Here is a 22637-nt window from a genome sequence, read left to right as displayed (position 1 = left end):
GAGATAGAGTTTTATGCCGGAAAATTGTCTCTCGCGCTCTATTGCGTTGCAAAAAAAACATACGCGTGTTGACCTGACAGCCGGAAAGCAAGGAGCCTGCATGTCGATCCACGCCGCCATCACGCACCGCACCTCGTATACTTATGACCGTCCCGTATCGCTCGGGCCGCAGACCATCCGGCTCCGCCCCGCGCCGTATGCGCGCACCCCGGTCATCTCCTATGCGCTGCAAATCTCGCCCAAGCCGCATTTCCTCAACTGGCAGCAGGACCCGCAGGGCAATTTCCTGGCCCGGGTGGTGTTTCCCGAGCGGGTGACGAGCTTTGAGGTGGTGGTCGATCTCGTGGCTGATATGGCGACGATCAACCCGTTCGACTTCTTCCTCGAACCGCAGGCGGAAACCTGGCCCTTCGCCTATGACGAGGTGCTGGCCGATGAGCTGGCGCCGTTCCGCGTGCTCAACCCGCTCGGCCCGCGCCTCGCGGCGCTGCTGGACGAGATGCGGGGATGCTTCGAGGGTAAGGCGCCGCGCACCGTGGACATGCTGGTGGAAATCAACCGCGTGCTGCATGAGCGCATCGCCTATGTGGTGCGCATGGAGCCGGGCGTGTTCACGCCCGAGGAGACGCTGGAAAAAGCCAAGGGCTCCTGCCGCGATTCCGCCTGGCTCCAGGTGAATTTGCTGCGCCATCTCGGCTTCGCGGCGCGCTTCGTCTCGGGCTATCTGATCCAGCTCACTGCCGATGTGAAACCGATCGACGGCCCCGCTGGCCCCGCCGCCGATTTCACCGATCTGCACGCCTGGGCCGAGGTTTATCTGCCCGGCGCGGGCTGGGTGGGGCTCGACGCCACCTCCGGCCTGTTCGCGGGCGAAGGGCATATCCCGCTCGCGGCCACGCCCTCGCCGCAATCGGCGGCACCGATCTCGGGGGGCTTCACCGCCGAGGACGGCACCAAAACCGCGTTCGATTTTCACATGGAGGTGCGCCGCGTTTCCGAAACGCCGCGCGTGACCAAGCCCTACACGCCGCGCCAATGGCAGGAGATTTTGGCTCGCGGGGCCGCTGTCGACCGGGCGCTGCTACAGGGTGATGTGCGCCTGACCATGGGGGGCGAGCCGACCTTCGTCTCAGCCAATGACCATGAGGGCGCGGAATGGAACATCGACGCGCTCGGACCGACCAAGCGCGCCTATGCCGGGCGGCTGATCCGCAAGCTCACCCCGCTCTGGAGCAAGGGGGCGGCGCTCACCCATAACATGGGCAAGCATTATCCGGGCGAGCAACTGCCGCGCTGGGCGATCCACGCGCATTGGCGGGCCGATGGCGAGCCGGTGTGGAAGAACCCGGCGCTGCTGGCGAGCGATGACGACACGGGCGATGCCGGGCCGGCGGAGGCCGCCGCCTTCGCACAGGCCCTGGCGGCGCGGCTGGGCGTGGCGCCCGGCCTCGTCAACCAGGCCCATGAGGACATCCATTATTATCTCTGGCGCGAGAAGCGCCTGCCCGCCAACGTCATCGCCGAGGACGCCAAGCTGCGCGACCCGCTGGAGCGCGCGCGGCTGGCCCGGGTGTTTGGCCAGGGGCTGGCCTCGCCGGTGGGTTCGGTGCTGCCGCTGCGCCGCGTGATCATGGAGGGCCAGCGCCTCTGGCAATCCGGCAAATGGTTCTTCCGCGACGATCTTCTGTTCCTGATCCCGGGTGATTCGCCGCTGGGGCTGCGCCTGCCGCTGGAGAGCCTGCCCTGGGCAGACCCGGCGCGGATTGAGCCGGATTACGAGACCGACCCCTTCGCCCCGCGCGAGACACTGCCCCGGCGCGATACCCTGCAGATGACGCGTGCCGGGCATGGCGCGCCGGGCATCGAGGGGTTCCGCCCCGTGCCGCAGGAGGCCCCGGTGGTGGGGCGCGAGGAGCCGGGCGTGGTCCGCACCGCGCTGTGCGTGGAAGCCCGGGGCGGCCTGCTGCATGTCTTCTACCCGCCGCTTTACGACGTGGAGGACTGGCTGGACCTGACGGCGGCGGTGGAGGACACCGCCGCGGCCTGCGGCCGCAAAGTGGTGCTGGAGGGCTATCTGCCGCCCGAGGACCCGCGCGTGCTCAATTTCTCCGTCACGCCCGACCCCGGCGTGATCGAGGTCAACATCCACCCCGCCGCCAATTGGGCGGAGATGGTGGAGCGCACCGAGCAACTCTACGAGGCTGCGCGCGAAGTGGGGCTGGCGGCTGAGAAATTCATGCTCGATGGGCGGCATGTCGGCACGGGGGGCGGCAACCATGTGGTGATGGGCGGCGCCACCCCGGCGGACAGCCCGTTCCTGCGCCGGCCAGGCCTGCTGAAGTCGATGCTCGGCTTCTGGCACAACCATCCGAGCCTCTCCTTCCTGTTCTCCGGCCTGTTCATCGGCCCGTCCTCGCAGCATCCGCGCATCGACGAAGCGCGCGACGACGCGGTGAACGAGCTGGAAATCGCCTTCCAGCAAGTGGGGCAACAGGCGCAGACCCCGCCCTGGCTGGTGGATCGGCTGTTCCGCAACATTCTCTGCGACATGACCGGCAACGGCCACCGCACCGAATTCTGCATCGACAAGCTATATTCCCCCAACGGCGCCTCCGGCCGGCGCGGTCTGGTGGAGTTCCGCGCCTTCGAGATGCCGCCGCATGCGCAGATGTCGGCGGCGCAGATGCTGCTGATGCGCTCCGCCGTGGCCGCCTTCTGGGCGCGGCCCTATGAGCGCGCGCTGGTGCGCTGGGGCACGCGGCTGCACGATGAATTCCTGCTGCCGCATTATAACGAGGCGGATTTCAGGGGCGCGCTGGAGGAACTTGCGGCCTATGGCTTCGAGCTCGACGCGGACTGGTTCACGCCGCATCAGGAATTCCGCTTCCCCAAGCTGGGCGAGGTGGCGGTGCGCGGCATTCAGCTCGAACTGCGCCACGCGCTGGAGCCCTGGCATGTGCTGGGCGAGGAGCAGGGTTCGGGCGGCACCGCGCGCTATGTCGATAGTTCGGCCGAGCGCCTGCAGGTGAAGGTGAGCGGCTGGGTGGATGAGCGTTACGTGCTGGCCTGCAATGGCGCCGCGCTGCCGCTACAGCGCACCGAGACCCAGGGGCAATATGTGGCCGGGGTGCGCTTCAAGGCGTGGCAGCCCTATTCGGCGCTGCACCCGACGATCGGCGCGCAGGCGCCGCTGGTGTTCGACGTTTACGACCGCTGGAGCGGGCGCAGCCTGGGCGGCATGACGCATCACGTGGCGCATCCGGGCGGGCGGGCTTATGAGGATTTCCCGGTGAATTCCAACGCGGCCGAGGCGCGCCGGCGCGCGCGCTTCTACCCGTTCGGCCACACGCCAGGGCCTTGCGCCGAGCCGCGCGCCGTGCCCGGGCCGGAATATCCGCGCACGCTGGATCTGCGCCGTGTTTAAGCCGCTGCTACGCCGCCTGCGCCGGCTGATGCTGGCCGATGTGCTGGCCGAACTGGCCGAGCTGCGCGCCCAGCTGGCGCAGCGCGACCAGCAATTGGAGGCCGCGCTGCTGACCATTGCGCTGGCCAAGGCCGAGGATCAGGGCGCCAGCAGCTCCAACAGCGCGGCGCCGTAGCGCGCCATGCCGTGCCGGGCGCGATAGGCGGCGCGTTCCTCGCCCGTGTTGGCGCGGGCGTCGAGCTGGGCGGCCAGCGCGGCGGCGATCTCCCCGGCGTCCAACGCGTCCGCCACGCGCCGCACGTAGCCGGGCGAGTTGAGATTATCCGCGAGATCCGCATTGGCCACGGCGGGCAGCCCGGCAGTAATGGCGTCCTGCAACGCGCCGGAGATGTTGCCGCCCGGCCCCTCGCGCAGTTGCAGCGCCACATCGGCGGCGGAGAGCCAGAGCCGGTAATCCGCCTCACTCAGGTAGCCGGTGCCGAGCCCGGCGAAATCCGGCGCGGCCTCGCCCGCAAACACCAGGCGGCACCCGGCCTGCGCGGCGGCGCGGCGCGCGAGGGGCACCGCCTTGCCGTGGGTGACGAAGCCGAAACTCACCGCGAGCCTCTCCGCCGGGTCCAGCCCTAGCGCGGCGCGGGCCTGGGGCTTGGGGATCGGGGTGAAGCTGCGCTGGATGGCGAAGGGCAGGTAACGCGCCGCCACACCAAAGCGCGCGCGCACGAGCGCGACGCTTTGCCGTGCGTGAAAGATCAGCGGCCGGGCCGTGGCCGCGATCTCGCCCAGACCGCTTGCCTCGCGCCGCGTCTCATCGCGGGCCCAGGCATCGATCTCCTCCGACGTCACCACCCGGCCCAGCTCGGCGCTGGCCAGCGTGGCCGCGCGCGGGCCGAGCAGCCCCAGCAGCCGCGCGTCGTGGCACAACACCGCGCCGCCCCAGCGCCGGGCCGCCTCGTAAGTAGGTAGGTGCAGCTTGTCGTTGCCGATCACGCTGAGCACGGCATCATACCGGGCATCGGCATAGGGCAGGGGCCAGGTGGCCTCGGGGGTAAAAACCGTGACCTCGGCCAGTTCGCGCAGCGCCGCCAGCATGGCGGCGGAGTAACCGGCGATGCCGGTTTTCGCGGGCGGCAGGGGCGTGAGCAGTGCCAGGCGCGGCTTCGCCCGGCGCGCGATGGCGGGTTTCGGGAGCAAGGCGGCAAACGCCTTGCCCGCGACCGCCGCCTCGGAGAAACCCCGCCACAGCCCGCCCTGCGCCCGCGCCACAGCCTCACGCCGCGCCAGCACATCCTCCAGCAGCCGCGCCAGCGCCGCCGGATCATCGGGCGGGAACAGGAATTCGGCGGGGAGCAAGGCGCGGTGCGCGGGGATATCCGACGCGATGGACGGCACGCCGGCGGCGCAGGCCTCCAGCACCGGCAGCGAGAAGCCCTCGGCAAGCGAGGGTGTGACCACCGCATAGGCCTGGGCATAAAGCGCGCGCATCGCCGCGTCGCTCAGCCTTCCGGGCAGTTCTAGCGCCGTGATCGCACGCAGCCGCGCCGCCCGCGCCGGATGGACATGGCCGGTGATGACCAGCTTCAGCCGCCGCAGCGCCAGGCTGGCCGCATGCGCTGCCGCCAGCGCCTCGGGGTTTTTGCGCGCATCGTCGCCGCCGATCATCAGGATATGGCGCGGCGGCTCGGGGGTGATGCCCTGCACCCAGGGCGGCAGCGCCACCCCGGTCACCACGCTGCGGACATCGCCGTATAATTCGCGCAGCCGCGTTTCGGTCGGCACCGAATTGGGCAAATACACGTCGTAGCGCCGCAGCCAGGCCATGGCGGTGAAATAGTCCCGCCGCTCGGCGGCGTGGGTGAGGTAGTTCGCCTGGTCGTCATAGGGGATGAAGTCATGCACGCACACCGCCTTCAGCACCGCCGGATCGGTGAGCAGCCGGGCGAGGAAGGCTTGGTTGGGCGTGAAGGGCGAGGGGTTGAGCAGCATGCGCGCGCCGGGGATATAGGCATGCGGTGAGAGCTGCGCCGCCAGCGCCGCGATCTCGGCGGGCAGCGGCGGCAGGGCAGGGTCGATGAGCCCGATGAACGGCTCCGGCGCATGGCGCAGCAGGTTGCGCGCGTGGTTGCCGATGCCACGCTCGTAATAATTCACATCCTGCAGGCAGCGCAGATCGATGACGAGGGACATTGGCGTTGACGGCGCTCCGGTTGTAGAGCCTGCATAATGGATTTCCTGAGTCTCACCCAATGCGCCGCCTGACCGAACTCCGCCTGCCGCTCAACCACACCGAGGCCGAATTGCGGGCCGCCATCGCCGCCGGGTTCGGCGTGCCGGAGGCGGCGCTGCTCTCCTATAATGTCTATCGCCGCGCCTGGGATGCGCGGCGCAAGAGCGACATCAAGCTGGTTTATACCATCGACGCCGAGCTGTCCGTGGACGTGGCCACAGGCGAGCCAAGCCCGGATGTGAGCTATAAATTCCTGGCCCGCGCCACGCGCCGCCCGGCCAGACGCCCGGTGGTGATCGGCACCGGCCCGTGCGGCATCTTCGCCGCGCTGGTGCTGGCGGAAATGGGGTTTTGCCCGCTCATCCTGGAGCGCGGCAAGCTGGTGCGCGAGCGCACCAAGGACACTTGGGGCCTGTGGCGGCGCGGTGAACTGAATCCGGACTCCAACGTGCAGTTCGGCGAGGGCGGGGCGGGCACGTTTTCCGACGGTAAGCTGTATTCGCAGATCAAGGACCCCCGCCACCTCGGCCGCAAGGTACTCACTGAATTCGTCGCCGCCGGCGCACCGGAGGAGATTCTCTACGTCGCCAAGCCGCATATCGGCACGTTCCGGCTGGTCAGCATGGTCGAATCGATTCGCGCCAAAATCGAGTCGCTGGGCGGGGAATACCGCTTCGGCGAGCGGGTGACCGATTTCGACATCCACGACGGCCAGATGCGCGGGCTGTTCCTCGCCTCGGGCGAATATATCGAGACCAGCCATGTGGTGCTGGCGATCGGCCATTCGGCGCGCGACACCTTCGCCACCCTGCATGAGCGTGGCGTGTTCATGGAGGCCAAGCCCTTCTCCGTGGGGTTCCGCATCGAGCATCCGCAATCGATGATCGACCGCCACCGCTTCGGCCCCAGCGCGGGCCACCCGATTCTGGGCGCGGCGGATTACAAGCTGGTGCATCATGCGCGTAACGGGCGCGCGGTTTATTCGTTCTGCATGTGCCCCGGCGGCACGGTGGTGGCCGCCACCTCGGAGCCCGAGCGCGTGGTGACCAATGGCATGAGCCAATATTCGCGCGCCGAGCGCAACGCCAATGCGGGCATCGTGGTCGGCATCAGCCCGGCCGATTATCCCGGCGATGTGCTGGCTGGGGTGGAATTCCAGCGCCGTTGGGAGAGTGCCGCCTTTGTCGCTGGGGGTGGCGGCTATAAGGCGCCGGGGCAGCTGGTGGGAGATTTCCTGGCCGGGCGGGCCTCGCATGAATTCGGCGACGTGCTGCCCTCCTACAAGCCCGGCGTGCATCTCACCGACCTCGCCCCCACGCTGCCCGATTACGCCATCGCCGCCATCCGCGAGGCGCTGCCCGCCTTCGGGCGGGAAATCCCCGGCTTCGACCGGGCGGATGCGGTGCTGACCGGCGTGGAAACCCGCACCTCGTCACCCGTGCGCATCACGCGTGGCAAGGATTTCTGCTCGCTCAACGTGCGCGGCCTCTATCCAGCGGGTGAGGGGGCGGGCTATGCCGGGGGCATCCTTTCGGCCGGGGTGGATGGCGTCAAGGTCGCGGAAGCGGTGGGGCTGAGCCTCGCCGGGGAAGAATAGACGACAGATCCTAGAAAACCCATAGACAACCACCATATAGGCGGCAGGAAACCATTTCCTCCGGGGAGTGGGTGTTGTAGAAGAAAACCTATAGGTTGCTTGGATAACGGAGCAGGATCATGCTGTCGCAAAAGTGCAAATACGCGTTGCAGGCACTCATGGTGCTGGCCAAGGAAAACAGTGACAACCTGTTGCTGGTGAGCGAGATCGCCGAGCGCGAAAACCTGCCGAAGAAATTCCTCGAAGCGATCCTGCTGGAGCTCAACCGCAACGGCATCGTGCGCTCGCGGCGCGGGCGCGGGGGCGGCTATGCCCTGGCCAAGCCGGCCGACCTCATCACCTTTGGCCAGGTGGTGCGGATCATGGATGGCGCGCTGGCGCCGCTGGCCTGTGTGAGCGTGAATTATTACCGCCGCTGCGATGAGTGCAAGGATGAACAAGCCTGCGATGTCCGCCGCGTGATGCGCCGGGTGCGCGACGCCATCGCCAGTGAGCTGGACGGCACTTCGCTGGCCAAGGCAGTGGCCGATGGCCGGGCCGCGGCGACGGCGGCGCTGCTGGCCGCGGAGCAGGCCTCAGGCGGCTGAAGCGGCCGCGAAATCCCAGAAATTGGCGCGGGGCGAGGTGCGGGCGATGAAGGCCCGCAGAGTCGGGTGCTGCCAGCCTTCCGGCCCGATGAGCGCGCCGATCGGGGCGAAGAATTCATGCGCGTGCGGGATCTGGGTGGCGGCAAAATGCTCATATTGCCGTGGCCGCAGGGCATACATCACCCGGATGTCGCGCACCGGCAGCACCAGCGGGCCACGCGGCTCGTCGCGCAGCAGCCCGGTATAGCGCCAGCGCCGCATGGCGTTGGAGGGCGAAACCGGCTGGTGCAGCCATTCCAGCGGGCAGACCGCCAGCAGCGAGTGCATCGAAGGCGCGAAGCGCGAGCGCTTGTCGAGCAGATTTTGAAACCCGCCGCAGGCCTCGATGGCGAAGATATCGACATACGGGTCGCGCTCCGTGCCGCCAAAGCACAGCCACAGCCCGTCGGGAATGGTGCGCAGCCGGTTACTGCCGGGCAGCTTCAGGTAGGGATGGTCGCTATCGTCCACCGCTCCCGGACGCGCGCGCATCCAGCAGCCACGGGCCCCGAAATCGTGGTCCGCCAGCCCCGGCGGGTGCTGCGGCCAGGAGCGGAGTTTATGACGAACAAGCGCATCGAGAGACGTCGCGGCAGCCATCCATAATCCCTTAAATTTAGTTAATAATACAACCTATGCTAGCATAACCTCCAAAATCGACTCGGATGCAACCCCGAATCTGAATTACTGTTTAATTAATTTTTGTTAATTATTGGGATTTAAGCCTTGCATGAAATGGCCCATAGAACATTGATAAAAAACACAAATATACGTTTTTTCAAAATTGTTTTCAAATCGCTCCGTCCACCTGCGCGTACGTGATAGACATCTTTAAGTTGCATCATTTTGCGCCTTTTCCACACAGCCGCACGGTGGCGCGATCAACCGCATCGCCATGCTCTGCCGCAAAATCAGGGATTGCAAAAAACCATGGCAACGCACGAAACTTGAACGCGGCAGCGCCGCACCCGTGCAGATTTTGACAGCAGGCTTGACGCTTCGCGCGCAGCCGCCTTTATCTCTATAATCGCCGCCCAGGCGTTGCTATGCATGCACGCCACGTTAAAACGGCTTCATAACGGAGTTCTCGCAAGTGTCTCTCGCCTCGCGCCGCCTGCAATTGCTGGGCACTGTCTGCCTGTCATTGGCCCTGTCCGGCTGCATGGTCGGGCCGGATTTCAAGGCGCCGCACCCCGCGGTGCCGGGCAGCTACACCAATGACGCCCCAACCGGCGCGCGCCCGTATGTGTCGGGCGATGCGGTTGACCCGCAATGGTGGACGAGCTTCAACGACCCGACACTGACGCAGCTTGAAAGCGCGGCGGTGACGCAGAATCTCGATCTGCAGATCGCCACCCAGCGCCTGTTGGAGGCAGAGGCCGAGGCCAAGATGCAGGGGGCGGTGCTCTATCCCAGCCTCGGTGCCGATGCCTCATATTCGCGCAGCAAGGTGAGCCAGTACAGCCCGAACGGCATGTTCGGCCAAGCCTTTCCGGCGGTAATCCAGCCCTACGACCTCTACCAATACGGGTTGCAGCTGCAATACGACCTCGACCTCTGGGGCAAGAACCGCCGCGCCGTGGAGGCCGCCGTGGCCAAGGCGCGCAGTTCCGCCGAAGCCCGCCGCGCCGGGCTGCTCAATGTCGAGGCCGCGGTGGCGAGCAATTATATCCAGCTGCGCGGCACCGAGGCGGTGCTGGCGATCACCCAGAAAAACCTCGACTCGGCCAACCAGCTCGTCACCCTCACCACCGAACGCCAGCAGGCCGGGCTGACCACGGCGCTGGACGTGGCCGACGCCAAGGCCACCGCCGCCTCGATCGAGGCGCAGGTGCCCACGCTCACCGCCCAGCGCGATGCGCTGATCGGCCAGATCGGCCTGCTGCTGGGGCAGACGCCGTCCGGTCTGCCCGCCGATCTCGTCAACGCCGCCCCGGTGCCAGTTACCCCGCCTTCCGTGCCGGTGGGCCTGCCTTCAGACCTGCTGACCCGCCGCCCGGATGTGCGCGAGGCCACCGAGGATCTGCATGCCGCCACCGCCGAGATCGGCGTCGCGAAGGCGCAATTCTTCCCCGATATCTCGCTGAACGGCACGGCCTCGCTACAGGCCATGCAGTTCAAGGACCTCAATGAATGGAAGGCACTCACCTATGGCGCCGGGCCGCAGATCACGCTGCCGCTGTTTGAGGGCGGGCAGCTCACCGGCCAGCTGCAACTGCGCAAGGCGCAGCAGAAGGAAGCCGCGATCGGCTACGCCAAGACGGTGATCACCGCCTTCACCCAGGTGAACACGGCGCTGACCAACTACACCCAGGAGCACGCCACGCTCGATGCCCTGAACAACGACGTGCAGCAGGCGCAGATCGCCCTCAACCTGGCCGAGGATCAGTATAAGCAGGGGCTGATCGACTATCTCTCGGTGCTGAACGCGCAGCAGGCGCTGCTGAGCGCGCAACAGAACCAGGCGCAGTCTCAAGAGCGGCTGGGCACTGATCTGGTCACGCTCTATCAGGCGCTGGGCGGCGGGTGGGAGAACACCTATCCGCTGGCCGCGGACAAGGGCTGAAACGAAAACACCCGGTCCTGCGCGCAGGACCGGGTGTCATCTGGCAGATCACGGGCCGGCGGGTGATCCCCGCCGGCTTTTTCGTTACTTCATCGCCGCCTTCAGGTTGCTGTCGATCTTGTCCAGGAAGTCCTGGGTGTTCAGCCAGGGGGCGTTCTTGTCGATCAGGATCGCGAGATCCTTGGTCATGTGGCCCGACTCCACGGTCTCGACGCAGACCTTCTCCAGCGTCTCGGCGAAGGCGGACACGTCCGGCGTGCCGTCGAACTTGCCGCGATAGATCAGGCCGCGCGTCCACGCGAAGATGCTGGCGATCGGGTTGGTCGAGGTGGTGCGGCCCTTCTGGTGCTCGCGGTAATGGCGGGTCACGGTGCCGTGCGCGGCCTCCGACTCCACCACCGAGCCATCCGGGTTGAGCAGCACCGAGGTCATCAGGCCGAGCGAGCCGAAGCCCTGCGCCACGATGTCGGACTGCACGTCGCCATCATAGTTCTTGCAGGCCCACACATAGCCGCCGCTCCACTTCAGGGCGCAGGCCACCATGTCATCGATCAGGCGGTGCTCATAGGTCAGCCCCGCCGCCTCGAACTTGTCCTTGAACTCGGTCTCGTAAATCGTCTGGAACGTATCCTTGAAGGTGCCGTCATAGGCCTTCAGGATGGTGTTCTTGGTGGAGAGATACAGCGGGTAGCCGCGCGACAGGGCGTAGTTGAACGAGGCGCGGGCGAAACCGCCGATCGAGGCGGTGGTGTTGTGCATGCCCATGGTCACGCCGGGGCCCTTGAAATCGTGCACATCCATGATCTGCGGCTGGCCGCCTTCGGGCGTGTACACCAGCTGCACCTTGCCGGGGCCGGGGATCTTCGTCTCGGTGGCGCGGTAGATGTCGCCATAGGCATGGCGGCCGATCACGATCGGCTGGCTCCAATGCGGCACCAGGCGGGGCACGTTCTTGCAGATGATCGGCTCGCGGAAGATGGTGCCGTCGAGAATGTTGCGGATGGTGCCGTTCGGGCTCTTCCACATCTTCTTCAGGCCGAATTCCTGAACGCGCGCCTCATCCGGAGTGATGGTGGCGCATTTCACGGCCACGCCATACTGCTTGGTGGCGTTGGCGGCGTCGATCGTCACCTGGTCGTTGGTGGCGTCGCGGTGCTCGATGCCGAGGTCGTAATATTTCAGGTCGATGTCGAGATAGGGGAGGATCAGCTTGTCTTTGATGAAGCCCCAGATGATCCGGGTCATCTCATCGCCGTCCATCTCCACGACGGGGTTTTTTACCTTGATTTTTGCCATGTCAGGGTCTCTCTCCAATTCAATCGCGCCCCTCCAATAACACCCTGGCCACGCTACACAACCCTACCGGGGAGCGGGGTGCATGGACGCGCCGCGACGGGCGGTTTAGGAGAGGGGCCGGATTGCAAATTTCGGAGTGATGACATGAGTGGCCGGATTGCCGCGAAAATCGACTGGGCGAGCGACTGGGACCGCGACGCCGCGCTGACCACGGCGAAGCTGCTGCTGGAGATCAAGGCCGTGAACTTCCGGCCCGAGGACCCGTACACGCTCACCTCTGGCTGGAAGTCCCCGGTGTATATCGATTGCCGCAAGATCATCTATTTCCCCCGCGCCCGCGCCAAGATCTGCGATCTCGCGGTGGAGAAGATCTCCCGCCATGTCGGTTACGAGACCATCCAGGCCGTGGCGGGCGGCGAGACGGCGGGTATCCCCTTCGCCGCCTGGATCGCCGAGCGCATGTCCGCGCCGATGGCCTATATCCGCAAGCAGCCCAAAGGCTTCGGGCGCAACGCGCTGATCGAGGGCGACGTGCCGGAGGGGCTGAAGACGCTGCTGGTGGAAGACCTGACCACCGATGGCGGCTCCAAGATCCAGTTCGCCAAGGCGCTGCGCGAGGCCGGGGCGATCTGCAACCATACCTTCGTGGTGTTCTTCTACGGCGTGTTCCCCGGCAGCTTCGAGACGCTGGCGGGCATGAACATCTCGCTGCATCATCTCTGCACCTGGTGGGATGTGCTGGAAGCCGCGAAAAACCAGCCTTATTTCTCCGATGCCGCGCTCTCGGGCGTGCGCAAATTCCTGGAGAACCCGATGGCGTGGTCGGCCGCGCATGGCGGCGTGGCCACGGCGGAGGAGGCCCTGGCCCACAAGCAGGGCAAGGCGAAGGCGTAACGTGCCGGCGGCGCTGCTCGCCGCCCTAAGCGCGGTGCTGGGGCAGGGGGGGCTACTCACCGCCCCGCAAGACCGCGCCCCCTATGAGCGCGACTGGCGCGGCCTGGTGCAAAACCCGGCCGTCGCCGTCGCCCTGCCTAAGACCACCGCGCAAGTCTCTGACATTGTGAAACTCTGCGCCGCGCACGGCGTGGGTATCGTGCCCCAGGGCGGCAATACCGGGCTGGTTGCAGGCGCGGTGCCGGTGGCTGGTGCGCCCCAGCTCATCCTCTGCCTTAACCGCATGAACCGCATCCGCACGCTCGACCTCGCGGCGGATTGCATCATTGCCGAGGCCGGGCTGACGCTGGTGGAGCTGCAAAACGCCGCGACCGAGGCCGGGCGCTTCTTCCCCGTAAGCCTCGGCGCCGAGGGCACGGCGCGCCTTGGCGGGCTGATCTCGACCAATGCGGGCGGCATGCAAGTGCTCTCTTACGGCTCCATGCGCGCCCAGGTGCTGGGGCTGGAGGTGGTGCTGGCCGATGGCGCCATTTGGGACGGGCTGGCCGCGCTGCCCAAGGACAATACCGGCTACGACCTCAAGCAGCTCTTCATCGGCGCCGAGGGCACGCTCGGCATCATCACCGCCGCGTGTCTGCGCCTGTATCCGGCCATTGCCGCGCGGGCCAGTGCGCTGGCCGGGGTGGCCTCGGCCGAGGCCGCGCTGCGCTTGTTTCAATCCGCCCGCGCCGCCGCCGGGGCGGGGCTGACGCTGTGCGAATACATGGAGGATAAAGCCCTGGCGCTGGGCGCGGGGCAACTCGCGGGCGGCGCGCTGCCCTTCGCCGCGCCGGGCTATGTGCTGCTGGAGATCTCCGCCACCGACCCGGCGCACGCCCCCGCCGCCACGCTGGAGAGCGTTTTGGCCGACGCGCTGGCGCAGGGGTTGGCGAGCGACGCCGTGATCGCGCAATCCGAGCGTGAGCGGTTGCGCTTCATCGCGCTGCGCGAGGCGATCTCTGAAGGTGAGCTGGCCAGCGGCGGCGCGGTGAAGCACGATATTTCGGTGCCGCTGGGGCGGATCCCCGCGATGGCGACCGCCGTGCACGCGCTGGTGGCGCGGGACTTCCCCGGCTGCATCCCCAATATCTTCGGCCATCTCGGCGATGGCAATCTGCACATCAATATCCGCCCGCCCCAGGGGGCGGCGCTGACCACCTTGCCAAAGGCCGCGATCAGCGAGGCCGTCGAGTCACTGGCCGTCTCATTCGGGGGCAGTTTTTCCGCCGAGCACGGCATCGGCCAGCTCCGCCTGACGGGCATGGCGGCGCATAAATCGCCCGTGGCGCTGGGACTGATGCGGGCGGTCAAACAGGCGCTCGATCCGGCGGGAGTGCTGAACCCCGGCAAGACCATTCCGGGCGCTTGACGCAACGCAGCAGACTGCCTAGCACGCCCCTTGCGCCCCTGCTTCCGGGGAAGACAAACTCCAGTCACCCCGGCAAAGGGAAATAAAAATGCAGCATGTGGATCCGGGCGATACCGCCTGGGTGTTGATGTGCACGGTTCTCGTCCTGCTGATGACCGTGCCCGGCCTGGCCCTGTTTTATGCCGGCATGGTCCGCAAGAAGAACATTCTGGCGACGATGATGCAGTCCTTCATGCTCTGCGCGCTGGTTACGGTGCTGTGGGTGGTGGCCGGCTACTCGCTCGCCTTCACGCCCGGCGACGCTCTGCTCGGCGGCACCTCGCGCCTGCTGCTCAACGGCATCTGGACTGGCTGGAACCAGGCCTTCACCATCGCCGCGGGCACGCCCTTCGCGCAGCCGACCACGGTGCCCGAGACCGTGTTCCTGATGTTCCAGATGAGCTTCGCCATCATCACCCCGGCGGTGGTCACCGGCGCCTGCGCCGACCGCATGAAATTCTCGGCCATGCTGCTGTTTTTCACGCTGTGGTCGGTCTTCGTTTACGCCCCGCTGGCGCATTGGGTGTGGGAGCCGACCGGCTGGCTGGCGCAGATGGGAATCGCCGATTTCGCGGGCGGCACGGTGGTAGAGATTAATTGCGGCATCACCGGCCTGGTGTGCGCGCTTATGCTCGGGCGGCGCCTGGGCTACGGCACCGAAAACATGGCGCCGTGGAACCTGAGCTACGCGGTGATCGGCGCCTCGCTGCTCTGGATCGGCTGGATGGGCTTCAACTCCGGCGGCGCCATGGGCGCCAACGGCCGCGCCGGCATGGCCGTGCTGGTCACGCAGATCGCCGCCGCCGGGGCCACGCTCTCCTGGACGGCGGTGGAGTGGTACATGCACGGCAAGCCCTCGGTGCTCGGCGCCATCTCGGGCGCGGTGGCGGGGCTGGTCGGCATCACCCCGGCGGCGGGCTACGTGCTGCCCGGCCCAGCGCTGCTGATCGGGCTGGCGGTTGGCTTCGTCTGCTATTTCACTGCCACCTCGCTGAAGCGCAAACTGCGCTATGACGACAGCCTCGACGCCTTCGGCGTGCATGGCATCGCCGGCATCATCGGCACGCTGGCTACCGGCTGGTTCGCCTTCGGCCCGCTCTCGGGCGGGGTGGCGCAGGGCGGCTGGCACCTGCTTGGCGTGCAGGCCGTGGGCGTGGGCGCCACCATTGTTTATTGCGCGGTGGTGAGCTGGGCGCTGCTCAAATTCACCGACGCCGTGATCGGCCTGCGCGTAAGCCGCGACCAGGAGCGCGAAGGTCTGGATATCTCGCTGCACGGCGAACAAGTGTTCTAAAACCGGAAGCGGCGGAGGTTCATCCCTCCGCCGCCCGATCTTTACATTTGCTGCACGAGCCCGATCACGGTGCTCTGCGGCGGCATGTTCGGCAATAATGTCGGCCAGCGCGTGGCGGGGAAGTTGAAACTCGCCGTCGGCGTGGCGCCAGGGTGGCGGACCATGCCAAAAATGGTGTGGGTGGCGGCGTCAAACGCCGCACCGCCGATGGCCGCACCCTTGGGGGCGAGATAGGCGGCGCTCACCATCCAGGGCACCGCGCCGCCGGTCTGCATCACGAACAACCCGTCCGCCGTCTGACTCGTGTCGCCGCCCTGATCGGTACCGATCCAGAGCTGCCCTTGCGGGCCGAGGTTGAGGGTGCGCGGCTGACGCAGCCAGGCCATGCTGCCCGGACCATATTGCGTGGCCGGGGCACTGGCCGGATTCCCCGCCACCAGCACGAGCCGGCCGGCGAAGCTCCTGGCCGTTAAATCGCCGCCCGGAATGGCGAAGCGGATGATGTGGCCGTTATCGTCGCCGGTGCGCGGGTTGAGCGCGTCGGCCTGGGTGCGTGCGGGGTTGCCGCGGCAGGCGAGGTAGAGCGCATTGCCGTCGGGCGAAAGCGCGAGGCCGCCCGGAGCATCGAAGGCCGAGCCGCCCGCCTGTGCCGCCGCTCCGACCAGCCCAACCAGACTCGGCACATCGGTGCCGAGTTCAACCCAGTTGATCGCGCTGCCCTGGATCTGCGCCACCGCCAGCGTGCCCGAATCCAGCGCCGTGCCGTCCGTGGCGTTGGTGGCGGCGATGAAGCGGAACAGGAACCCGGCCGGATCATCCTGGGTGAAAAACACCACCGGGCGGCCATCGCTGGTCTGCGTGGCGGCGATGCCCGCCCGCGCGATCCGCCCCAGCGCCGTGCGCTTCACCGGAATGCTCAACGGGTGGAGCGCATCCAACTCCACCACCCAGCCGAAGCGCGGCGCCTGAGCCGGATCGGCATAGCCGTAGCCCACCCCGGCCAGACGTTGCAGCCATGGGCCGGTATGCCCCTCGGCCAGCAGCGCGTTGCCCCAGGGTGTCGCGCAGCCCGCCTGTGGAGCCAGCACGCCCTGCACCGTGGTGCCGATCGCCGCCGCCACGGGGCCGGAGATCCGGCAGAGCGTGCCATCGGCAATGCGGCGGGACTGATAGCCGCCATCCACCGTCACCCAGCGCCCGCCGAGATATTGCAGGTTGAGGATGGTCACGCCCTGTTCGCGCCCGGCGACGGCGGGATTATCAACCCCGTCGGGGAAGACCATGCGCGCGGGCACATCACCCGTGGCCACCAGCAGCACCTGCCGCGGGATGCCGTCTTGCGCCACGGGCGGCGTGATCATCCCGGCGATGACGCCGTCATATGGAAATTGCGTGTCAGCCTGCGCCCCGGTGAGCGGAAACGGGTTGAAGGGCGGCGCGCCGGGCAGCACACCGTCGCCCCAGCGGGCGATGACGATGCGCGAAAACCCGTCGCCCACGGTGTCGTCGAGCTTGGCTGCCTGCTGGTTGGGTGGCGTGGGCAGGGAAGGCTGGCTGCCGCCGAGCACCGATTGCGCCCGGGCCGAGGCCGCGCCCAGGCTGCTGAGGGAAACGCCGGAGAGAAAAGCCCGCCGGCGCATGGCTCAGAACCCCGTGCCGCTATTGCCGGTGCCGCCGATGCTTGGCCCGGCGGCGCCTGGGGTGCTGCCGCTGGTGTCGGAGGCCGTGCCGAGCGGGTTGTAGCTGCCGACACCGCCGATCAGCATCTGGAAGAAGCTGGCGCGCCCGCCCGGCGCCGGGGTGCGCTTGCGATCCATCGCCACCTGCATGGCGTCGCCGGTGTCCTTCTGCGTGATGCTCTGCAGCGTGCCGTTATTGTCGAAGCTCATCACCACCACGTGCTGCTTGCTCATGCCCTCGGTCTGGCCGATGCGCATATGCGTGACCTGCGAGACGTAATCCCAGTTATTCTGGTTGAACTCTTCAACAAAGGTCGGCGGGCCGAGCACGGCCTGCACGTCGGCCTGCTGCGAGAGCCCCGGCGTCAGCTCGTTAAGGTCGTGCTGAGACACGGCCACGCCGCGGTAATGCGGCGCGTCGGAGAACACAGCGCATCCCGACAAGGACAGCAGCGCGCAGGACAGGAGCGAAAAGGTCAGCTTGGCAGGGCGCACGCGATGATCCTCAATTCCACGACAAGGTGTTTCCCAGGCTGGGTCTCACGGCTGGGGCTTTCGTGTCAATGCGCTCATACTATATAAAGGCGCATGGACGAAGAACTCAGCCGCACGGTCAAGGCCGCTCTTATACAGGAAAACCCACAAACACACGAGCTGGTGGCCGAGCCCGCCGCGTGCGTCATGCTGGCCCGCCGCTTCGGCCTGCCCGGCATCGCCGCGCTGCGCGGGGTGTTCACCCTGCGCCATGAGCGCGGCGGCGTGATCGCCGCGACTCTGACGATGCGCGCCCGCGTCACTCAGACCTGCGTGGTCACGCTGGAGCCGTTCGAGACCGCCATCGCCGAGGAGGCCGAGCTGCGCTTCGTGCCGGAGTCGATGTTCTCGGAAGATGACGAGGAAGCGGCGTTCTCGCCCGAAACCCTCGATGACCCGGACGAATTGCCCTATGCCAACGGGATCATCGACCTCGGCGCCGCACTGGCCGAGCAGTTGGCCCTGGCGCTCGACCCGTATCCGCGCAAGCCCGGCGCCGCGCTGCCCGCAGAGGCCAGCGACGACTCCGCGCACCCGTTCGCAGAGCTGAAAAACCGCGTCGCCAAGCCCGACTAAGCCCCAGATTTTGCGCGAAAATGCGCCATTCGGGCCAGGAATGCGGGGCGAGCGGGCAGGCATGACTTGCGATGCGGCGGCGGCTCTGCTACGCCGCGCCTTCCAATCACTCAGACAGTATTTTAAGGCGTAAGCTCATGGCCGTACCTAAACGTAAAACCTCCCCGTCGCGCGCTGGCATGCGCCGCAGCCACCACGCTCTGCGCGCCGAGGCGCATGCCGAGTGCGCCAATTGCGGCGAGCTGAAGCGTCCGCACCACGTTTGCAGCCATTGCGGCCATTATGACAACCGTGAGGTTGTCGGCGCCGGCAAGGAAGCCAAGGGCGTCGTTCGCGTCTAAGCGCTGCAGCCCCGGTTTGGCGGTCATGGATAACGCCCGAGGTAGGCAATGAGCCGGAGCCAAATGCTGGCTGTCGATGCCATGGGCGGAGACCACGCCCCCGAGGCGATCATCGCCGGGCTGGATATCGCGGCCGAGCGGCATCAACTCGCGCAGTTCCTGATCTTTGGGGACGAAGCGCGGGTGGCGCCGCTCATTGCCGCGTCAAAGCGCCTGAAAGGCCGCTGCACGCTGCGGCATACGAGCGAGACGATCACCGGCGACATGAAGCCGACGGTGGCGTTGCGGCTGCGCGATTCCTCGATGCGCCGCGCGATTGATTCCGTGCTGGCGGGAGACGCCGCGGGCGTCGTCTCGGCTGGCAATACCGGCGCGCTGCTGGCGCTGTCCAAGATCGTGCTGAAGACCATGAATGGCATCGACCGCCCGGCCATGGCCGCCACCGCCCCCTCCGCCAAGGGCGATGTGGTGATGCTCGACCTCGGTCTGAACGTGGTCTGCGACTCCCGCAACCTCACCGAATTCGCGCTGATGGGTGATGTTTTCGCGCGCATCGTGCTCGGGCTCCCGGCGCCCACGATCGGGCTGCTGAATATCGGCTCCGAGGAAGGCAAGGGCGATGAAGTGCTGAACGCCGCCGCCGCCAGTTTGCGCGAAAGCCCGATCGCGAAGCAGTTTCACGGCTTTGTCGAGGGGCACGATATCACCGCCGGCACTGTCGATGTGGTGGTGACGGACGGCTTCACCGGCAATGTGGCGCTGAAGACGGGGGAGGGCGCGCTGAAGCTCGTCGCCCAACTGCTCCGCAGCGTGTTCACCGCCGGGCCGCTGGCCAAAATGGGCTATATCTTCGCCCGCGGCGCGCTCAAGCGCCTGAAAGAGACCCTGGACCCGCGCCGCTATAACGGCGCCGTGCTGCTCGGGCTCAATGGCGTTGTCGTTAAATCCCACGGCGGTACGGATGCGCTGGGCTTCGCCCATGCGGTTGATGTGGCGCTGGACATGATCAGCAACGATTTCAATAGCCGCATCGCCGAAGGCTTGACGGCGATGGATCGTGCCCTGCTCTCCGCCAAGCCGATGGCCGCACCGAATGTCTGATATCCTGATCCGCCGCGCCGTACTCACCGGGACCGGCGCCTACCTGCCGGAACACATCGTCACCAATGCCGAGATGGCGCAGCGCGTGGACACCTCGGATGACTGGATCACCGAGCGCACCGGCATCAGGCAGCGCCATTTCTCCGCCCCGCACGAGACCGCGAGCTTCATGGGCGCCGCCGCCGGGCGCGAGGCGCTGGCGGCCGCCGGGCTGACCCCCGAGGCGCTGGGCGCGATCATCGTCGGCACCTCGACGCCCGATAACGCCTTTCCCTCCACCGCCGTGCATATCCAAGCCGCGCTCGGGGCGAAAAACGCCTTTGGCTTCGATCTCTCCGCCGCCTGCTCGGGGTTCATCTACGGGCTTTCAGTGGCCGATGCGATGATCCGCGCCGGGCAGGTCGAGAGCGTGCTGGTGATCGGCTCCGAGGTCTATTCCCGCATTCTCAATTTCGAGGATCGCGGCACTTGCGTGCTGTTTGGCGATGGCGCCGGAGCCGTGCTGCTGGAGGCGCGCAACGTCGCCAAATCCGGCCCTGGCCTGCTTTCCACCCACCTGCATGCCGATGGCACGCTGGCCGACATCCTCTATGTGGATGGCGCGGTGGGACGCCCCGAGATGACCGGGCATCTGGTGATGCATGGTAAGGAGGTGTTCCGCCATGCCGTCACCCTGCTCTCGGGCGCGGTGAGCGAGGCGCTGGAGACCAACGGCCTGAGCGCCGCCGATATTGACTGGCTGGTGCCGCATCAGGCGAATAAGCGCATCATCGACGGCGTGGGCAAGAAGCTGGGCCTGCCGCCTGAGCGGGTGGTCGTGACCGTCGACCAGCATGCCAACACCTCCGCCGCCTCGATCCCGCTGGCGTTGGCGCTGGCGGTCAGGGATGGGCGGATCAAACCCGGCCAGCTGGTGCTGCTAGAGGCGCTCGGCGGGGGCTTGACATGGGGTTCAGCGCTGTTGCGCCTGTAAGCCCCACCCGGCGGCCGCAATAAAAAGCCGCAAAAACAAATAGCATTATCAAAGATTAGCGAGATCGCTGCGATTCGCGCACGTTATTATTGATTCTTAGACATCTCGTGCTAATCTTGCAAAATGAACACATTGACCCGTGCACAACTAACAGAGGCGATCTATGCCACCGTGGGGTTGTCACGGCACGAATCGGCGGATCTGCTGGAGCTGGTGCTCAACCGTATGGCCGACGCGCTTGCGGAAGGGAAATCAGTTAAAATCAGCGGGTTCGGGACATTTTCTGTCCGCCAGAAGGGGCGCCGAATCGGCCGGAATCCGAAGACCGGCATAGAAGTGCCGATCCTGCCGCGGCGGGTGCTTGTCTTCCGCCCCAGCCAGATTTTGCGTGATGCGGTGAATACGTCGGCGCCCCGGCAGGCCGCATCCTAATCACTGATGGAAAGATCGATGGTCCGCATGGTGGATGAAGACGACTTCAACGCGGATGACGACGCCCTGACCGAAGCCGGCCACGAGGGGGGGCGTCCGCGCCTGCGCAAGACCGCCGACGCGTTCCGCACCATCTCTGAAGTGGCCGATGAGCTGCACGTGCCCCAGCATGTGCTGCGCTTCTGGGAGACCAAATTCCCGCAGGTGCGCCCGCTCAAGCGCGGCGGCGGGCGGCGCTATTACCGCCCCGAGGATGTCGCGCTGCTGCGCCGCGTAGCCGATCTTCTCTACACCCAGGGCTACACCATCAAGGGCGTGCAGCGCCTGCTGCGCGAGGGCGGCGGCAGTTTCCACGACAATATCCCGCCCGCGCCGGCGGAGGAGCGCCTCGCCGCCGAGGCTGAGCGCCAGGCCCAGATACCGGACGAGCCCGCCGCGCCCCGGAAGCCCGCCCCGCCGCCGGCGCCGGAACTGCCGATGCCGGGCCTACAGGCCGAAACCGCGCCAGAGCCAGCAGCGGCCCCCGCCGCGCCGCGCCGCCAGCCGCAGCCCGAATTGCGCCACAAGGCCGAGGCGGAGATCGACCGCCTGCGCGCCCTGCTGGGCGAGACACTCTCCGCGCTGGAGGAATTGCGCCGTCTTCTCGATTGATTTTTGAATAAATCCACCGCTGCCCTTGGCGGCGCGGCGATAAGTTGCTACAGGCTGCCCCCACGATGATCGGAGCGTAGCGCAGCCTGGTAGCGCATCAGTCTGGGGGACTGGGGGTCGTGGGTTCGAATCCCGCCGCTCCGACCATTCTCTAAAATTCCCGTTTCCCGTGCCCGTTATATCACGACAAACCGCCGGGAAGACCGCCATGCATCTGTCGCGCCGCCTGTTCACCACGCTTGCCGCCTCGGCGCTGACTTTGCCCGCCGCGGCTGACACGCCCGATGCCACGCTCGCCGCCGCCATCGCGAGCCCGCGCCGCAGTCCTGCCAATGTGGCGCGCGACCGCTACCGCCACCCCGCCGAATTGCTCGCCTTTTTCGGCCTGCGCCCCACGCAATCAGTGCTGGAGCTCCAGCCTGGCGGCGGCTATTGGACCGAGATCCTCGCCCCTTATCTGCGAGCGCATGGTAGCTACACCGGGGCGATCACCGACCTCACCCCGCATGAGCAGGATCTCAAGGCCGCCTTCGCGCGGAAATTTCCCGGTGTGCATACGGTGCCGTTTGGCCATGGCCCGCTCGGCGCGCCGGACAGCTACGACCTCATCCTGTCCTTCCGCAACTTGCATGACTGGATGGCCCAGGACCGCGCCACGGCGCTGCTGCAAGCGGTTTACGCGGCGCTGAAGCCGGGTGGGGTGTTCGGCATCGAGGATCACCGCGCTCCCACCACCGCGCCGCAGGACCCGAAGGCGAAAAACGGCTATGTGCGCGAGGATTACGCGAAGGCGCTGATCGAGAGCGTGGGCTTCAAATTCGTGGCGGCATCCGAGATCGGCGCCAACCCGAAGGATACCAAGACCTACCCGGATGGCGTGTGGTCGCTGCCGCCGACGCTGCGCGAGGGCCAAACCAACCGCGCCAAATATCTCGCCATTGGCGAGAGCGACCGCTGGACGCTGAAATTCACCAAATAACCG

At 66.8% G+C, this 22637-nt stretch carries 20 protein-coding genes and 1 tRNA gene; 16 read left to right on the top strand and 5 right to left on the bottom strand.

Annotation, left to right across the window (positions count from 1 at the left end; all coding sequences use genetic code 11):
* The first annotated feature begins 100 nt into the window (after positions 1-100).
* Both LI953_RS00880 and LI953_RS00875 read left to right on the top strand, forming a co-directional pair.
* On the top strand, positions 101-3424 hold the full coding sequence (locus tag LI953_RS00880) for a DUF2126 domain-containing protein (RefSeq protein ID WP_227074080.1): 3324 nt from the start codon (positions 101-103) through the stop codon (positions 3422-3424).
* Positions 3417-3599 carry a hypothetical protein gene (locus LI953_RS00875; RefSeq protein WP_227074079.1) on the top strand — a complete coding sequence of 61 codons (183 nt, stop codon included), beginning with the start codon at positions 3417-3419 and terminating at the stop codon, positions 3597-3599. The genes LI953_RS00880 and LI953_RS00875 overlap by 8 nt, the downstream gene beginning before the upstream one ends.
* On the opposite strand, the gene LI953_RS00870 is transcribed toward LI953_RS00875, so the two are convergent.
* On the bottom strand, positions 3563-5608 hold the full coding sequence (locus LI953_RS00870) for a glycosyltransferase (protein ID WP_227074078.1): 2046 nt from the start codon (positions 5606-5608) through the stop codon (positions 3563-3565). The genes LI953_RS00875 and LI953_RS00870 overlap by 37 nt on opposite strands.
* 59 nt (positions 5609-5667) lie before the next feature.
* Between LI953_RS00870 and LI953_RS00865 the strand changes: the two genes are divergently transcribed.
* Positions 5668-7245, top strand: coding sequence for an NAD(P)/FAD-dependent oxidoreductase (locus tag LI953_RS00865; RefSeq protein WP_227074077.1), 1578 nt, complete (start codon positions 5668-5670; stop codon positions 7243-7245).
* A gap of 119 nt (positions 7246-7364) precedes the next feature.
* Positions 7365-7832 (top strand): Rrf2 family transcriptional regulator, encoded by a 468-nt coding sequence (locus LI953_RS00860; RefSeq protein ID WP_227074076.1) that lies wholly within the window; start codon positions 7365-7367, stop codon positions 7830-7832.
* On the opposite strand, the gene LI953_RS00855 is transcribed toward LI953_RS00860, so the two are convergent.
* A complete protein-coding gene (locus tag LI953_RS00855) occupies positions 7821-8363 on the bottom strand; it encodes a hypothetical protein (RefSeq protein WP_227074075.1) in 543 nt (180 codons plus the stop codon). The two genes, LI953_RS00860 and LI953_RS00855, sit on opposite strands and share 12 nt — an antisense overlap.
* Before the next feature lie 601 nt (positions 8364-8964).
* On the opposite strand from LI953_RS00855, the gene LI953_RS00850 reads away from it, so the two are divergent.
* Positions 8965-10437 carry an efflux transporter outer membrane subunit gene (locus tag LI953_RS00850; protein WP_227074074.1) on the top strand — a complete coding sequence of 491 codons (1473 nt, stop codon included), beginning with the start codon at positions 8965-8967 and terminating at the stop codon, positions 10435-10437.
* An 84-nt stretch (positions 10438-10521) separates the two neighbouring features.
* Here LI953_RS00850 and LI953_RS00845 read toward each other — a convergent pair whose 3' ends face one another.
* On the bottom strand, positions 10522-11733 hold the full coding sequence (locus LI953_RS00845; protein ID WP_227074073.1) for an NADP-dependent isocitrate dehydrogenase: 1212 nt from the start codon (positions 11731-11733) through the stop codon (positions 10522-10524).
* A gap of 144 nt (positions 11734-11877) precedes the next feature.
* On the opposite strand from LI953_RS00845, the gene LI953_RS00840 reads away from it, so the two are divergent.
* From LI953_RS00840 to LI953_RS00830, 3 genes are all read left to right on the top strand, one after another.
* Positions 11878-12627: an orotate phosphoribosyltransferase gene (locus LI953_RS00840; protein ID WP_227074072.1), complete on the top strand. Its 750-nt coding sequence runs from the start codon at positions 11878-11880 to the stop codon at positions 12625-12627.
* 1 nt (position 12628) lies between these two features.
* Positions 12629-14035 carry an FAD-binding oxidoreductase gene (locus LI953_RS00835; RefSeq protein WP_227074071.1) on the top strand — a complete coding sequence of 469 codons (1407 nt, stop codon included), beginning with the start codon at positions 12629-12631 and terminating at the stop codon, positions 14033-14035.
* Between the two features lie 88 nt (positions 14036-14123).
* Complete coding sequence (locus LI953_RS00830) at positions 14124-15368, top strand: ammonium transporter (protein ID WP_227074070.1); 1245 nt, start codon at positions 14124-14126, stop codon at positions 15366-15368.
* Positions 15369-15409: 41 nt separating this feature from the next.
* Here LI953_RS00830 and LI953_RS00825 read toward each other — a convergent pair whose 3' ends face one another.
* On the bottom strand, positions 15410-17008 hold the full coding sequence (locus LI953_RS00825) for a PhoX family phosphatase (RefSeq protein WP_227074069.1): 1599 nt from the start codon (positions 17006-17008) through the stop codon (positions 15410-15412).
* A gap of 3 nt (positions 17009-17011) precedes the next feature.
* Entirely contained in the window at positions 17012-17542 is a 531-nt protein-coding gene (locus LI953_RS00820; protein WP_227074068.1) for an outer membrane protein assembly factor BamE, read from the bottom strand.
* Between the two features lie 93 nt (positions 17543-17635).
* On the opposite strand from LI953_RS00820, the gene LI953_RS00815 reads away from it, so the two are divergent.
* The 8 genes from LI953_RS00815 to LI953_RS00780 all read left to right on the top strand — a co-directional run bounded on the left by LI953_RS00815 (position 17636) and on the right by LI953_RS00780 (position 22634).
* On the top strand, positions 17636-18157 hold the full coding sequence (locus LI953_RS00815; protein ID WP_227074067.1) for a DUF177 domain-containing protein: 522 nt from the start codon (positions 17636-17638) through the stop codon (positions 18155-18157).
* Positions 18158-18294: 137 nt separating this feature from the next.
* Positions 18295-18498, top strand: coding sequence for a 50S ribosomal protein L32 (gene rpmF, locus LI953_RS00810; protein ID WP_227074066.1), 204 nt, complete (start codon positions 18295-18297; stop codon positions 18496-18498).
* Between the two features lie 48 nt (positions 18499-18546).
* Entirely contained in the window at positions 18547-19599 is a 1053-nt protein-coding gene (plsX, locus tag LI953_RS00805) for a phosphate acyltransferase PlsX (protein WP_227074065.1), read from the top strand.
* Complete coding sequence (locus tag LI953_RS00800) at positions 19592-20572, top strand: beta-ketoacyl-ACP synthase III (RefSeq protein WP_227074064.1); 981 nt, start codon at positions 19592-19594, stop codon at positions 20570-20572. The genes plsX and LI953_RS00800 overlap by 8 nt, the downstream gene beginning before the upstream one ends.
* A gap of 123 nt (positions 20573-20695) precedes the next feature.
* Positions 20696-21004 (top strand): integration host factor subunit alpha, encoded by a 309-nt coding sequence (locus LI953_RS00795; RefSeq protein ID WP_227074063.1) that lies wholly within the window; start codon positions 20696-20698, stop codon positions 21002-21004.
* Positions 21005-21031: 27 nt separating this feature from the next.
* A complete protein-coding gene (locus tag LI953_RS00790; protein WP_227074221.1) occupies positions 21032-21655 on the top strand; it encodes a MerR family transcriptional regulator in 624 nt (207 codons plus the stop codon).
* A 70-nt stretch (positions 21656-21725) separates the two neighbouring features.
* A tRNA-Pro gene (locus LI953_RS00785) sits at positions 21726-21802 on the top strand.
* Between the two features lie 61 nt (positions 21803-21863).
* Positions 21864-22634 carry a class I SAM-dependent methyltransferase gene (locus LI953_RS00780; protein ID WP_227074062.1) on the top strand — a complete coding sequence of 257 codons (771 nt, stop codon included), beginning with the start codon at positions 21864-21866 and terminating at the stop codon, positions 22632-22634.
* The last annotated feature ends 3 nt before the right edge of the window (positions 22635-22637 follow it).

Origin of the sequence: Acidocella sp. KAb 2-4 (genome assembly GCF_020567705.1) — a bacterium.
Lineage (GTDB): Bacteria > Pseudomonadota > Alphaproteobacteria > Acetobacterales > Acetobacteraceae > Acidocella.
This window is presented reverse-complemented; position numbering and strand designations above follow the sequence as displayed.

What these genes read in the sequence shown, in the direction of transcription:
- LI953_RS00780 (WP_227074062.1), top strand. Translation starts at nt 21,864, where the DNA reads ATGCATCTGTCGCGCCGCCTGTTCACCACGCTTGCCGCCTCGGCGCTG.
- LI953_RS00865 (WP_227074077.1), top strand. Translation starts at nt 5,668, where the DNA reads ATGCGCCGCCTGACCGAACTCCGCCTGCCGCTCAACCACACCGAGGCC.
- LI953_RS00855 (WP_227074075.1), bottom strand. Translation starts at nt 8,363, where the DNA reads ATGCGCGCGCGTCCGGGAGCGGTGGACGATAGCGACCATCCCTACCTG.
- LI953_RS00870 (WP_227074078.1), bottom strand. Translation starts at nt 5,608, where the DNA reads ATGTCCCTCGTCATCGATCTGCGCTGCCTGCAGGATGTGAATTATTAC.
- LI953_RS00815 (WP_227074067.1), top strand. Translation starts at nt 17,636, where the DNA reads ATGGACGAAGAACTCAGCCGCACGGTCAAGGCCGCTCTTATACAGGAA.
- LI953_RS00845 (WP_227074073.1), bottom strand. Translation starts at nt 11,733, where the DNA reads ATGGCAAAAATCAAGGTAAAAAACCCCGTCGTGGAGATGGACGGCGAT.
- LI953_RS00800 (WP_227074064.1), top strand. Translation starts at nt 19,592, where the DNA reads ATGTCTGATATCCTGATCCGCCGCGCCGTACTCACCGGGACCGGCGCC.
- LI953_RS00795 (WP_227074063.1), top strand. Translation starts at nt 20,696, where the DNA reads ATGAACACATTGACCCGTGCACAACTAACAGAGGCGATCTATGCCACC.
- LI953_RS00880 (WP_227074080.1), top strand. Translation starts at nt 101, where the DNA reads ATGTCGATCCACGCCGCCATCACGCACCGCACCTCGTATACTTATGAC.
- LI953_RS00830 (WP_227074070.1), top strand. Translation starts at nt 14,124, where the DNA reads ATGCAGCATGTGGATCCGGGCGATACCGCCTGGGTGTTGATGTGCACG.
- LI953_RS00825 (WP_227074069.1), bottom strand. Translation starts at nt 17,008, where the DNA reads ATGCGCCGGCGGGCTTTTCTCTCCGGCGTTTCCCTCAGCAGCCTGGGC.
- LI953_RS00790 (WP_227074221.1), top strand. Translation starts at nt 21,032, where the DNA reads ATGGTGGATGAAGACGACTTCAACGCGGATGACGACGCCCTGACCGAA.
- LI953_RS00860 (WP_227074076.1), top strand. Translation starts at nt 7,365, where the DNA reads ATGCTGTCGCAAAAGTGCAAATACGCGTTGCAGGCACTCATGGTGCTG.
- rpmF (WP_227074066.1), top strand. Translation starts at nt 18,295, where the DNA reads ATGGCCGTACCTAAACGTAAAACCTCCCCGTCGCGCGCTGGCATGCGC.
- plsX (WP_227074065.1), top strand. Translation starts at nt 18,547, where the DNA reads ATGAGCCGGAGCCAAATGCTGGCTGTCGATGCCATGGGCGGAGACCAC.
- LI953_RS00840 (WP_227074072.1), top strand. Translation starts at nt 11,878, where the DNA reads ATGAGTGGCCGGATTGCCGCGAAAATCGACTGGGCGAGCGACTGGGAC.